We start from the raw sequence: 11246 nt of genomic DNA, 5'->3' as shown, positions 1-11246 counted from the left end.
TTGAAACGATTCTGGGGCTACGAGGATTTTCGACCTCCCCAAGGTGAAATTATTCGGATGATTTTAGAACAACGGGATGCTTTAATTGTTTTGCCTACTGGTGGTGGTAAGTCGATTTGTTTTCAACTACCAGCGTTATTACAAACTGGATTAACATTAGTGATTTCTCCACTCGTAGCATTGATGGAAAATCAAGTACAGGAATTGCGCGATCGCCTTTGGCGCGCTCTGAAGAGCGATCGCAAATTACCTGCTGCTCTGTTACATAGTGAATTACCTCGCTACCAACGGCAACAAACCCTTCAAGCTATAGAAAAGCAACAATTGCGATTGCTCTACTTATCCCCAGAAACCCTACTCAGTGAACCAGTGTGGAAACGGTTGTGTCAGCCACAGCTTCAGATTAATGGATTGATTTTAGATGAAGCCCATTGTTTGGTTCAATGGGGTGATACCTTTAGACCTGCTTATCGCCGTTTGGGTGCAGTAAGACCAGCACTGCTTAAGTGTAAGCCCAAGGGAACAAAAATTGCGATCGCATCCTTTACTGCTACTGCTGACCCCAAGGCTCAAGAAACCATCCGCAAAGTCTTGCAACTGCGACAACCCCAAACATTTTTAATTAGCCCCTATCGAGACAATCTTAACCTCCAGGTCCAAACCGTCTGGACTCCCAAAGGACGCGAAACACGAGTATTGAACTATATTAAAGCCAGACCTAAACAAGCTGGGTTAGTTTATGTCCGTTCCCGAAAAGATAGTGAAGTGTTAGCGCAATGGTTTACTTCCTTGGGATATTCCACCGCAGCTTACCACGCTGGCTTGGGTGCTCAGGAGCGTCGGAAAATTGAAGCCAGCTGGATTAGTGGTCAGACCCAATTTGTGGTATGTACCTGTGCCTTTGGCATGGGGATTAATAAGCCAGATGTACGCTGGGTTGTGCATTTCCAAGCACCTTTACTCTTATCCGAATATATTCAGGAAGTAGGTCGTGGGGGAAGGGATGGTAAACCAGCGGATGCTTTGACCTTAGTCAGTGAACCAACGGGATGGTTCAATCCAGAGGATAAGCAACGACAAGAATTTTTTGCCCATCAAATGCGATCGCAATACCGACAAACTCAACAGTTAGCAAAGCAATTACCAGCCCAGGGAGAAGTAGCCAAAGTAGCCAAAGAGTTTCCCAATGGTGCCATAGCCTTAGCACTCCTCGACAGTGCTGGTCAACTGGAATGGATTGATCCATTCCATTACCGACAACACCGGTCTAAAAAATTTTCCTCCCTAGCACAGGTTAGTAATATCCAACAGCAAGCCCAGTCTCAGATGAATAAATACCTGAAAACTCGCCAGTGTCGTTGGCAATTTTTACTAAAGGCATTTGGTTTTACTAAAGAAGCAGTTGGTTTTAAATGCGATCGCTGTGATAATTGTTTATCCCATTGATCAATTGGATTAGCTAATTCGTCTTAGGTTTTAGGGAGTAGGGAGTAGGGAGTAGGGAGTAGGGCAAGAGAGGGAAGGGTGGGGAGATGGGGAGATGGGGAGATGGGGAGTAATTGTGCTTGTTTTAGGCTACCTTAAAATAATCTGTCGCGCATTTAAACGACCTTGTCTTGATGCAGCCCCTCCCCATGAGCGACTGCATCAAGACACAGCTTATTCAATTTTTATTTTTTATATTGCTGTAATTCCTTTAAATAATTATTGAGTTTAAACAGACTATATATTCCTAATGCTGTACCAATTGGTAAACTCAACAGATTCACACATGCCGCAATCCAGTTAGCAGTATTTGGCTTGGCTCGCTGATAGAATAATCCTGCCATTATATTAACAATTCCAAACCCAAGTAGAAATATATGCATGGCGATAGTGGAGAAAATTATCCAACTATCACATATATCTCCTCGGAAAGGTTCATTAACACATAATGAAGGACGCATCTGGATTATATATCTCGAAAAATCGAAATAAATACTAAATGGCAACAATCCAAAGAAGAAATAAATGCCGCCCCAAATATAGTGAAAGATACTGAGCCACTTGAAACGTTTCATAGAGTGCTCTCCATTTCTTGTTTAAGTTCCAGCTATAGTAATTAATATAGCTGGATTACAGCGGACATCTCTGTTAAAGCGATGCAGAGGTGCGACCCGTGGCGAATTTAATTACGGGTCAAGCGCACCATTACGGTTTTGGAGGAAATCCCTATCAGCGATCGCATCAAGACAGGGTTTATCTTCTAAGCGATGCAGCGCGGTCTTGGGAAGGCAGCGCGGTCTTGGGGGTTCCCCCCATGAGCGACTGCCGTGGTTTCCCCCGGAGACCAAACCTTAGACAGTTGAGCCTTTATGGTTGGTCGGCTATGCAGAAAAGGGGTAAAACTTATTGATTAAGGCTCAACTGTCTTACGGTAAATTCAAACCATGAGCGACTGCATCAAGACACTGAATAATATCCAATTTAAATGCACAACAGCTTAACACCGAAAACTCCTCCGATCTCTTGACTACTGCTCCAAAGTTCCCGATTCCCGATTCCCGATTCCCGATTCCCGATTCCCGATTCTAAATTCTTAATTCTCAATTCTTAATTCTTAATTCCTCTAAAAAACCTTCTATCCGCTGCCAAACTTTATCCAACAAATCAGGACAATCAGCATCAAACCATTGAATCTCTGGATAAGCCTTAAACCAAGTGCGTTGACGTTTAGCAAATTGGCGAGTGTGGACAACAGTTAACTCTCTGGCCTGCTCAAGGGATAAGTTACCAGCAAGATAATCTTTAATTTCCCGATATCCCAAGGTATCCAGTAACGGTAAATTCCATCCATACTTCTGAGCAATCGTTTCCACCTCAGCCACAAATCCTGCTGCTAACATTTGGTCAGTACGCTGAGCAATCCGCTGGGTAATAGTTTCAGAATCCTGACATTCCAAACCAATCTGGAGAATTGGATAATTAGGAGGATTCTCTCCCTGCTGCTGTGATATCGGAATTCCAGTTACGTAAAATACTTCCAATGCCCGCAATGTCCGCACTTGGTCATTGGGATGAATCTTTTGAGCAGCAACAGGGTCAATCTGTTGGAGGAAATTATAGAGCTGAGGTTGACCAAGAGCAGCTAGTTGCGGACGCAAATCTTCCTGAGGCGCAACCCGAGGAATTTTTAACCCCCGCACTACGGATTTGATATATAAACCAGTACCACCAACTAAGAAAAGAGGTTTATTGTTTAACTCTGCTTGATCTAGCTGGTATTGCTTTTGTTTCCTGTGTTCGCTAGCTATAATTTCCTGGGCTTGCTGTTGATAATCAGCTACAGTTAAGGTTTCGGTTGGATCACAGATATCAATCAGATAATGGGGTACCTGCTGTTGTTGAGCCAGTGTCGGCTTAGCTGTTCCAATATCAAATTCTCGGTAAACCTGACGAGAATCAGCATTAAGAATTATTGAACTAACGCGCTGGGCTAATGCTATTCCTAGACTAGACTTACCTGTGGCTGTGGCACCGCAAATTACGATTACTGCTGAGTGCTCAGTGTTAAGTGTTGAGTTTTGGGCGGAGGGCTGTTTCATCTTCCATTGTGGCATTCGCGATCAACTCGACCACTGACCCACTGATAAGGTCATAAACTATATAGTCAATCCCCTATAGAAATAATCTATGAAAGTGGGCTGTGGTCGCCTATAAGGCTTTTGTGCTACAATCTTTTGGTGTTTTATCATTTTTGATAAATCATAGCCTTTCAAAGCTTTTAACAGAGAACCCCGAAAGATTATGACGAGTAGTTACAGTGCCGATCAGATTCAAGTTCTAGAAGGTCTCGAACCGGTGCGGAAACGCCCAGGGATGTACATCGGGACAACTGGACCTAGGGGTCTCCATCATCTAGTCTACGAAGTTGTAGACAATTCCATCGATGAAGCGCTGGCTGGGTATTGTACTCACATCGAAGTAGATATCAATAGCAATGGTTCCGTAACCGTTACCGATGACGGACGAGGAGTTCCTACGGACACCCACCCTACCACAGGGAAATCAGCACTGGAAACCGTAATGACCGTACTTCATGCCGGTGGTAAATTTGGTGGTGGCGGCTATAAAGTCTCTGGAGGATTGCACGGTGTTGGTGTTTCCGTAGTGAATGCTCTGTCTGAGTGGGTAGATGTAACGGTGTGGCGGGAGAAAAAAGAACATACCCAGCGCTATGAGCGGGGTGTGCCCATGACTGAACTACTCGTCAAGCCCTATAAAAAAAACCACACTGGTACCTCAGTAAACTTCAAGCCAGATACCGAAATCTTTACTGGCGGTATTGAGTTTGATTACACTACCTTATCCGGACGTCTGCGGGAACTGGCTTACCTGAATGCTGGTGTTAAAATTACCTTCTCAGACCATCGCCTGGAAGAACCCAGAGTAGAAGCCTATCACTACGAGGGAGGTATCCAGGAATATGTCGCTTACATGAACCGAGAAAAGCACCCCCTACACGAGGAGATTATTTATATACAAGGGGAACGCAAAAGTATCCAAGTGGAAGTGGCACTACAATGGTGCATTGATGCCTATAGTGATAATTTGCTGGGTTTTGCGAACAATATTCGCACCATTGATGGTGGTACCCACTTGGAGGGGCTCAAGACAGTCTTGACCCGAACCATGAATGCGATCGCACGCAAGCGCAATAAAATCAAAGAAAGTGAGTCTAACCTAGGTGGTGAGAATGTCCGAGAAGGATTAACTGGGGTGATTTCTGTCAAAGTCCCAGAGCCAGAATTTGAAGGTCAAACCAAAACTAAACTGGGAAATACAGAAGTAAGGGGCATTGTAGATTCCCTAGTTGGGGAAGTCTTGACTGAATACCTGGATTTTCGTCCCCAAGTGGTCGATACTATCTTAGAAAAAGCGATTCAAGCCTATAAAGCCGCAGAAGCTGCTCGTCGTGCTCGTGAATTAGTGCGGCGGAAATCAGTACTAGAGTCTTCTCCCTTACCCGGTAAGTTAGCCGATTGTAGTTCTCGGGACCCAGGGGAATCAGAGATATTCATCGTTGAGGGGGATAGTGCAGGGGGATGTTTTTCTGGAGAGACACAGGTTGCCCTCGCTGATGGACGGTCTTTGAGCTTCAAGGAACTCGTAGCTGAACAAGCTATGGGTAAAGAGCATTTTTGCTACACGATTACCAATAACGGCAGCATCGGAATAGAACGGATTATCAATCCTAGAATCACCAAAGCCAATGCTAAAGTCATCAAACTTACCTTAGATAACTCAGAAACCATTATTTGCACTCCCGATCACCGCTTCATGTTGCAAGATGGTAGTTATAAGCCTGCAGTATCTCTGACTCCTGATGATTTACTAATGCCTCTGTATCGCCCACTGGCAGAAATCAGGAAACAGGCAAACATCAAAACGCAAAACAAACAAGCTTATTCCGCTGTTGCCGGTAATCAGACACAGGTTTGTGAAGCTGTTGCTAACTATAACTACCAAGTTGTTTCCATTGAATCCCTAGAACAATTGGTGGATGTTTATGATATTGAAGTGCCTCATACCCATAATTTCGCTTTAGAGAGTGGGGTGTTTGTTCACAACAGTGCTAAACAAGGACGCGATCGCCAATTCCAAGCTATTCTCCCTCTGCGTGGAAAAATCCTCAACATTGAGAAAACTGATGATGCCAAAATTTACAAGAACACAGAAATCCAATCCCTAATTACAGCCCTAGGGCTAGGGATTAAAGGAGAAGAATTCGATCCGTCCAATTTACGCTACCACCGCATTGTAATAATGACTGATGCTGATGTGGATGGCGCTCACATCCGTACTTTATTACTAACCTTCTTCTACCGCTATCAACGAGCCCTTGTAGACCAAGGGTACATCTACATTGCTTGTCCTCCGTTATATAAACTAGAACGAGGTCGCAACCATAACTATTGTTATAGCGATCGCGAACTACAACAGCGGATTAGCCAATTTCCTGAAAACGCTAACTATAACATCCAACGATTCAAAGGATTAGGTGAAATGATGCCACAGCAGTTGTGGGATACCACCATGAATCCAGAAACTCGCACCATGAAGCAAATCGAAATCGAAGATGCTGCTGAAGCAGACAGAATCTTTACTGTACTCATGGGAGACCGGGTTGCTCCTCGCCGCCAATTCATTGAAACCTATGGCGCTCGACTCAATCTACACGATTTAGATATTTAGGGTCTAGGTTATAGCGGTTTTGAATTTGGTGAGGTACAGAGTTCCTGGTTTTAGGGAACAGGGAACAGGGAACAGGAACCCACCCCTAAACCCTCCCAGGAGGGGAAGAGAGGGAACAGGGAAAAAATTCTGTGTACCTCATTGAGCTAAAAACCGCTATAGTACAATTAATCGTAGGGTGGGCAGTGATTCCTAATAAATTTCGAGCTTGTACTAGGGGTTATTGGCACTGCCCACCATCAGAGTCAAATTAATCGGAAGGTGGGCAGTAATCATACTAATTCCAAACTTTACCATCGGCATGATACTTACTGCCCACCCTACATCTGTTCCCTACTTCTGAGCAGGGAAATCGGAAGTGTGAGAACTGTGTACCTCATAGCTATTAAAAACCCTGTATAGCACTACCCATTAAAGTTAGGACATTGATAAAATGCGTCAATTCTTGTCCACTGTTCCCTATTCCCTGTTCCCTATTCCCTGTTCCCTATTCCCTGTTCCCTGTTCCCTGTTCCCTGTTCCCTTATAGTAAATCAAGCCATGGTTACCGCAATTCCAGCTAACCAAATTACCCTCTATGATTTAAGAGTAAAGTTTGGCTTAGAGCGCACTGATGATGAGCAATTCTTTCAGGAGTGGCAAGATGATTTACCAGAACTAACAGAATTAGAAAAAAAAGAGCTAAACGAAATAAAGAAAGACTATCTCCACTTATCAGAGCGCCCAATGGTGGAAACCATTGTCAAAATGGTAGTACTTTCCCCATTATTGAAACTAGCTGGTTTTTATCGTCCTCCCTTTTATATTACTGCAGAGAAAGTCGTAGAAATTACTTCCCAAGATCAAGAAACAATTATTACCGGACGACTTGACCTACTGATCTATACTCCTGAATTTTGGGTATTAGTCATCGAAGCCAAACGAGCCGATTACTCCCTGGAAGTTGGCATCCCCCAAGCACTAAGTTATATGCTAAGGAATCTCGAATCAACAAGACCTGCTTTTGGATTTATCACTAATGGGCCAGATTTTATTTTTCTAAAACTGAGCAAAGACAATACACCAAAGTATGGTGAGTCAGATTCATTTTCTCTTCGGAATAAGACAGGCTTGGAGCAGGTTCTCAAAATCCTAAAGCGCTTTAATCAGTTAGTGAAGCAATAATCAAGTATTAATATCAAGTCCGATTAATTGTTTACGATCCGAATCATGAGGTTATTCACCAATGGATAAATTAGATCAATATCGTCAGATTACCTGCGAATTTTTACAAAGCTTTGCCAGTTATGATCTCAATGCTCAACTTATCTTTGATAGAGAACGGGATTGTTATTTGGTTTTCCACAACGAATGGCGTAATGAGTACCGCATCTATGGCTGCGCCATGCATCTTGAGCTGATCGAAGGTCAAATCTGGATACAGCACAACAGTACTGAGATTTACATCGATCGTGAATTAATTGAGCGGGGTGTTTCTCCCAAAGATATTATACTGGGATTTCGCTCTCCCAGCGTCCGCAAACTTATTGCTGCTGCGATGGAAGACTAGTGTTGGAACTGCCCTTCCGAAAATTGCCACAGGCTGGAAGCCTGTTCCACCCAATATAACCGGATTTTAACTAACAGCAAACTCGGTAAATTTGCGAACATCTGGAGGATGAAAAGCTAAAACAATATCACTTTTTGGAATACCTGCTGCCACTAAATCATTAGCAATGCCGTCTTCAGTATTGTCACATTTAATCCAGATTTTAGAATTAATAATTCCGACATGAATCAAACAACTATGAAGATGCTCTTGGTTATTCCATCCTTCAGAAACAATTAAATATTGGTCTGTCTCTCGGTCAAATGCTGCATGGTTACGGATATTAACATTAGAGTAATGAATGTTAACATAAGGGGTTAAGGTTTGACGAATAATTTGGCGATAGTTTTCTAATTTATCCATTTTATAATCACCTCATCTTCCGGGTCAAAAACAATAATTTTAAGCGTGTTATCTTCTAATAACATCTGTCCGACTTCTTCGGTAAATAAGCGGTTAAATATTACTTCTCTAATAGCTAAATAAAGAATACGTTCTGAAAGTTGACGTTTAAGAACTTTATCGTATAATATATATTGCCCTAAGGCGTTTTTTAGATCTTCTATTTCTGATGAACCAACAAAACTTTTAACTTCTACAGCAATTTTTTGTCCTTGTTTTTCAGCTACTAATAATTTTTCAGCCGCTAGGTCAATATAGATATCTTTTTTACCTATTTTAATGCTTAAAGGGTCATTGGTAATTGTCCATCCATCTTTGATTAGTGCATTTTTTACTGTGTCATGATAAATATCTTTGGCTGGCATTTTCAAAATTATTAAGTGTGGGTGCCACAATAAAAGCCTATCTTAATTATAGTCGGAACGATTTGTAATTTCGTGACAGCCGTAGGGTGCTTGATAAGACGCGATCGCACTCATGTTCACCCTGGTAGTGTTGGGATAGCTCGTTCCGTAACGCACCACTAGTGTTGGAACCGCCCTTCCGAAAATTGCCACAGGCTGGAAGCCTGTTCCACGCCTGATGCCCATTCCAGCCACCGGCTCAAACAGCATGGATTGAGATGCACCCCAATAGGCAATAGGGGCAAGAGCTCCAGAGTTTTTTAGTAAAATCAAAGAGATGCACCCCATCCAGAAATAGGGAGATAGACGAAATTAAAGCTAATAAAAATACCTTTTGATTAATCTGAATTTTTGATATGGTTTTCTCCTTGCCAGATAAATACATTGATCTGCTCACGGATTTCGGCTTTAAGCGCGTTTTTGGCACTGAGCCAAATAAGGCACTGTTGATCGACTTCTTAAATACGCTGTTGCCTCCCCACCATCAGATTCAGGATGTCACTATTAAGAATCCAGAGTTCTTGGGTAAGACCTTAGTGGACAGAAGAGCGATTTTCGATATTTATTGTCAGAGCACAACCGGTGAACGCTTCATTGTGGAAATGCAAAAGGCAAAACAAACGTTCTTCAAAGACCGCAGTGTCTACTATGCCACTTTCCCCATCCAAGAACAAGCGCAACAGGGAAATTGGAATTATCAGCTAACGGCAGTCTACACCGTCGGTATTCTGGATTTTAGTTTTGATGACCATAAGCACGATTCAGAATTGTTGCATGTGGTAGAGCTAAAAAATCAGCGGTGTGAAGTGTTCTACGATAAGTTGAAATTCATCTATGTAGAACTACCAAAATTTACTAAATCTGTTGATCAATTAGAAACCCATTTTGATAAGTGGTTATTTTTATTGAGGCATCTGGCGAGCTGTAATGCTCCCCCTGAACCGTTGCAAGGGGATGTGTTTGCCCAGCTATTTGAAGTGGCCGAGATTGCCAATTTCTCCTCTGAAGAGCAAGCCCTGTACCAGGATAGTCTGAAGGTCTACCGGGATATGTACAGTGTTAATCAAACCTTGATTCAGGAAGGTAGACAAGAAGGTCTTGAACAAGGTAGACAAGAAGGTCTCCAACAGGGTCTCGAACAAGGTAGACAAGAAGGTCTCCAACAGGGTCTCGAACAAGGTAGACAAGAAGGTGAACAAGCAGGTGAACAAGCAGGTATACAAAAGGTTGTTAAACAGATGAAGGCCGCAGGGTTACCCCTGAAGGATATTGCTCAATATACTGGGTTGAGTGTGGATGACATTGATCAGTTGTGAAACTCTTGCCTATTCCCTATTCCCTGTTCCCTGTTCCCTGTTCCCTCTTCCCGGCATACCCTTAACTTCTCCTTAGCTCCAGGATTCCTAACAAAGTAATCTTCCAGCAAGTCACAGCCCCGACGCAGCAGCTCACCTAAACTTTCAACTTTCCAAATTCTGGCAGTGCCGTCTCGTGAAGCAGTGGCCAGCCTCTGTCCATCCGGGCTGAATGCTACATTAATTACCGAAGACTGATGCCCGGTGAGTACGGCTAATTGATTCCCCTGTAAGTCCCAAATTCTGGCAGTTTTGTCGAAGGAAGCAGTGGCCAGCCTCTGTCCATTGGGGCTGAATACTACATCCGTTACCCTGTGCTGATGCCCTCTGAGCACGGCTAATTGATTCCCCTGTAAGTCCCAAATTCTGGCCGTGCCGTCGGATGAAGCAGTGGCAAACTTCTGTCCATCCGGGCTGAAGGCTACATCCGTTACCCTGTCCTGATACCTTGTGAGCAGGGCTAATTCATTGCTCTGTAAGTCCCAAATTCTGGCAGTTTTGTCAGATGAAGCAGTGGCAAGCTTCTGTCCATCCGGGCTGAAGGCTACACTATATACCAAGCCCTGATGCCCTGTGAGCATGGCTAATTGATTGCCCTGTAAGTCCCAAATTCTGACAGTGCGGTCTCCTGAAGCAGTGGCCAGCCTCTGTCCATTGGGGCTGAATGCTACATCCGTTACCCTGTCCTGATGCCCTGTGACCATGGCTAATTGATTGCCCTGTAAGTCCCAAATTCTGGCAGTGCCGTCTCGTGAAGCAGTGGCCAGCCTCTGTCCATTGGGGCTGAAGGCTACACTATATACCCTGTCCTGATGCCCTGTGACCATGGTTAATTCATTGCCCTGTAAGTCCCAAATTCTGACAGTGCGGTCTCCTGAAGCAGTGGCCAGCCTCTGTCCATTGGGGCTGAATGCTACATCCGTTACCCTGTCCTGATGCCCTGTGACCATGGTTAATTCATTGCCCTGTAAGTCCCAAATTCTGGCAGTGTTGTCATATGAAGCAGTGACCAGCCTCTGTCCATTGGGGCTAAATTTTACATCCATTACCCCGTTCTGATGCCCTGTGAGCACGGCGATTTCATTGCCCTGGTTGTCCCAAATTCTGGCGGTGTTGTCCCTTGATGCCGTGGCCAGACTCTGTCCATCCGGGCTGAAGGCTACACTTAATACCGGGTCCTGATGCCCGGTGAGCACGGCGATTTCATTGCCCTGGTTGTCCCAAATTCTGGCGGTGTTGTCCCTTGATGCCGTGGCCAGCCTC

The 11246-nt window shown here is 43.9% G+C and carries 13 protein-coding genes; 6 read left to right on the top strand and 7 right to left on the bottom strand.

Features of this window, described 5'->3' with window-relative positions:
- A complete protein-coding gene (locus tag F6K52_RS23730) occupies positions 1-1446 on the top strand; it encodes an ATP-dependent DNA helicase RecQ (RefSeq protein WP_293083633.1) in 1446 nt (481 codons plus the stop codon).
- 224 nt (positions 1447-1670) lie between these two features.
- Here F6K52_RS23730 and F6K52_RS23725 read toward each other — a convergent pair whose 3' ends face one another.
- Positions 1671-2060, bottom strand: a complete 390-nt coding sequence (locus tag F6K52_RS23725) for a hypothetical protein (protein WP_293083630.1) — start codon at positions 2058-2060, stop codon at positions 1671-1673.
- Between the two features lie 98 nt (positions 2061-2158).
- Here F6K52_RS23725 and F6K52_RS23720 point away from each other — a divergent pair, with 98 nt between their 5' ends.
- Entirely contained in the window at positions 2159-2395 is a 237-nt protein-coding gene (locus tag F6K52_RS23720) for a hypothetical protein (RefSeq protein WP_293083627.1), read from the top strand.
- A 71-nt stretch (positions 2396-2466) separates the two neighbouring features.
- Here F6K52_RS23720 and F6K52_RS23715 read toward each other — a convergent pair whose 3' ends face one another.
- Both F6K52_RS23715 and miaA read right to left on the bottom strand, forming a co-directional pair.
- Positions 2467-2589: a hypothetical protein gene (locus F6K52_RS23715; RefSeq protein WP_293083624.1), complete on the bottom strand. Its 123-nt coding sequence runs from the start codon at positions 2587-2589 to the stop codon at positions 2467-2469.
- Positions 2586-3584 carry a tRNA (adenosine(37)-N6)-dimethylallyltransferase MiaA gene (miaA, locus tag F6K52_RS23710; protein ID WP_293083621.1) on the bottom strand — a complete coding sequence of 333 codons (999 nt, stop codon included), beginning with the start codon at positions 3582-3584 and terminating at the stop codon, positions 2586-2588. Before miaA ends, F6K52_RS23715 begins: the two co-directional genes overlap by 4 nt.
- A gap of 202 nt (positions 3585-3786) precedes the next feature.
- Between miaA and gyrB the strand changes: the two genes are divergently transcribed.
- The 3 genes from gyrB (at position 3787) to F6K52_RS23695 (ending at position 7783) form a co-directional block, all read left to right on the top strand.
- The gene (gene gyrB / locus F6K52_RS23705; protein WP_293083618.1) at positions 3787-6234 is read left to right on the top strand and encodes a DNA topoisomerase (ATP-hydrolyzing) subunit B; all 2448 of its coding nucleotides are present in this window, start codon (positions 3787-3789) and stop codon (positions 6232-6234) included.
- Between the two features lie 540 nt (positions 6235-6774).
- On the top strand, positions 6775-7398 hold the full coding sequence (locus tag F6K52_RS23700) for a type I restriction endonuclease (protein WP_293083615.1): 624 nt from the start codon (positions 6775-6777) through the stop codon (positions 7396-7398).
- A 61-nt stretch (positions 7399-7459) separates the two neighbouring features.
- The gene (locus F6K52_RS23695) at positions 7460-7783 is read left to right on the top strand and encodes a XisI protein (RefSeq protein ID WP_293083612.1); all 324 of its coding nucleotides are present in this window, start codon (positions 7460-7462) and stop codon (positions 7781-7783) included.
- A gap of 66 nt (positions 7784-7849) precedes the next feature.
- On the opposite strand, the gene F6K52_RS23690 is transcribed toward F6K52_RS23695, so the two are convergent.
- From F6K52_RS23690 to F6K52_RS23680, 3 genes are read right to left on the bottom strand one after another with little or no spacing between them, the layout of a single operon-like run.
- Positions 7850-8185 (bottom strand): XisI protein, encoded by a 336-nt coding sequence (locus tag F6K52_RS23690; protein ID WP_293083608.1) that lies wholly within the window; start codon positions 8183-8185, stop codon positions 7850-7852.
- Complete coding sequence (locus F6K52_RS23685; protein WP_293083636.1) at positions 8173-8589, bottom strand: XisH family protein; 417 nt, start codon at positions 8587-8589, stop codon at positions 8173-8175. Before F6K52_RS23685 ends, F6K52_RS23690 begins: the two co-directional genes overlap by 13 nt.
- A 42-nt stretch (positions 8590-8631) precedes the next feature.
- Positions 8632-8916: a hypothetical protein gene (locus F6K52_RS23680; RefSeq protein ID WP_293083603.1), complete on the bottom strand. Its 285-nt coding sequence runs from the start codon at positions 8914-8916 to the stop codon at positions 8632-8634.
- Between the two features lie 68 nt (positions 8917-8984).
- On the opposite strand from F6K52_RS23680, the gene F6K52_RS23675 reads away from it, so the two are divergent.
- Positions 8985-9944: an Rpn family recombination-promoting nuclease/putative transposase gene (locus tag F6K52_RS23675; protein WP_293083600.1), complete on the top strand. Its 960-nt coding sequence runs from the start codon at positions 8985-8987 to the stop codon at positions 9942-9944.
- Here F6K52_RS23675 and F6K52_RS23670 read toward each other — a convergent pair.
- A partial coding sequence (locus F6K52_RS23670) for a WD40 repeat domain-containing protein (RefSeq protein ID WP_293083597.1) occupies positions 9935-11246 on the bottom strand: 1312 nt, incomplete at its 5' end. The genes F6K52_RS23675 and F6K52_RS23670 overlap by 10 nt on opposite strands.

Source organism: Moorena sp. SIO3H5 (assembly GCF_010692395.1).
In the GTDB taxonomy this organism is placed as follows: domain Bacteria; phylum Cyanobacteriota; class Cyanobacteriia; order Cyanobacteriales; family Coleofasciculaceae; genus Moorena.
This window is presented reverse-complemented; position numbering and strand designations above follow the sequence as displayed.